Source organism: Paraburkholderia sp. SG-MS1, from assembly GCF_012275575.1.
Taxonomy (GTDB): Bacteria; Pseudomonadota; Gammaproteobacteria; order Burkholderiales; family Burkholderiaceae; genus Paraburkholderia.
Genome location: NZ_NPIH01000167.1, coordinates 1 through 1,561, shown reverse-complemented (window position 1 = coordinate 1,561; position 1,561 = coordinate 1). Strand labels below are relative to the sequence as shown.

Genomic DNA, 1,561 nt, shown 5'->3' with positions numbered 1-1,561 from the left:
TTGAGCTTTTCCATGATGTTGGCGCGATGCGCTTCGACCGTCTTGATGCTGATGCCGAGGTCGTCGGCGATCTGCTTGTTCAGACGGCCTGCGATGATGCGCTCGAGCACCTGATGCTCACGCGCGGTCAGCTTGCCCAGGCGCTCGGCGGCGGCGCGCTGCTGCTGCACGCTGGTGCTCTCGCTGCGCGCCTTGTCGAGCATGCGCTCGACCAGCTTGCGCAACTCGGCTTCGTCGAACGGTTTCTCGATGAAGTCCATCGCGCCTTTTTTCATCGTCGACACGGCCATCGGCACATCGCCGTGACCCGTCACGAAGATGATCGGCAGCGACGCGTTGTCGGCGATCAGGCGTTCCTGCAACTCGAGCCCGCTCATACCTGACATCCGCACATCGAGGATCAGGCAGGCGATCTGGCCTGGATGCTGATGCGGCTGCCATGCGTCGATGAACTGCTCGGCGCTGGAGAAGCACTGCACGCGGTAGCCGTTCGCCTCCAGCAGCCAGCGCAGCGAATCTCGCACGGCCTCGTCGTCGTCGACGACAAAGACAGTTTCCTGTGTGGTGACTGGGCTGTTCATAGCTCTCCCGTAACGGTTTGTGGTGTCGGCGCCTCTGACCCGCCGTTGCTCGGGCCGTCAGGCTCTCCAATAGGCAGACTGCAATGGAACGTGGCGCCTGTGATGTGGCCGTCGGACTCGACGTTGTTCACCACCCACAGACGGCCGCGGTGCGATTCGATAATCGAACGGCAAATGTTCAGCCCCATGCCCATACCATCGGACTTGGTGCTGTAAAACGGTTCGAACAGCCGCTCGGCGGTTGCTTCGTCGACCCCCGGCCCCTGGTCGACGACGCTGATGCAGACGAAACCGCTCTCCAGTCGCACGACCACGCGGATCACGGGATCGACCGCGTTCGGGCGCGCGTCGGCCATCGCTTCGGCGCCGTTCTTCAGCAGGTTGACCAGCACCTGCTCGATCAGCACCGGGTCGACGTAAATCACCGGCAGGCGCGAGCGCAGATCGGTGACGATACGAATGCGGCGCTTGCGCGTTTCGATCTCGGCGAGCCCCACCGCGTCCGCGACGATATCGGCGACGCGCGTGGCTTGCCGCTTCGGCTCGCTGCGCTTCACGAACTCGCGGATGCGCTTGATGATCATGCCGGCGCGCACCGCCTGCTGGGCGGTTTTTTCGAGCACCGGCAGCAGGTTGTCGGGCGTCGTGCGACCGGATTTAACCAGCGCGACAGTGCCGGAGCAATAGTTGTTGATCGCGGCGAGCGGTTGATTGAGTTCGTGCGCGAGCGACGAGGCCATCTCGCCCATCGTCATCAGGCGGCTCGTGAACTGCAGCTTTTCGTCCTGCTGGCGCGCGAGTTCCTGCGCGCGCTTGCGGGTGGTGATGTCGGTCGCGATCTGCATCTGCGCGAGGTGGCCGTCCACCCACTGGATGTACTGACGGCGCACTTCGAACCACTTCTGGATGCTTTGCACGTAGATTTCCTGCGCATCGGCGGTGCTTTCGGTCAACGCGGCCGCGGGCAGGCCCGCGTAGGT

At 63.6% G+C, this 1,561-nt stretch carries 2 protein-coding genes; both read right to left on the bottom strand.

Annotated elements, in window-relative coordinates:
• Positions 1-581, bottom strand: a 581-nt coding sequence (gene fixJ / locus CIC12_RS12790) for an oxygen response regulator transcription factor FixJ (RefSeq protein WP_168664472.1), incomplete at its 3' end; no start/stop codon positions are given.
• Positions 578-1,561, bottom strand: a 984-nt coding sequence (locus CIC12_RS12785) for a sensor histidine kinase (protein WP_168664471.1), incomplete at its 5' end; no start/stop codon positions are given. The genes fixJ and CIC12_RS12785, both read right to left, overlap by 4 nt.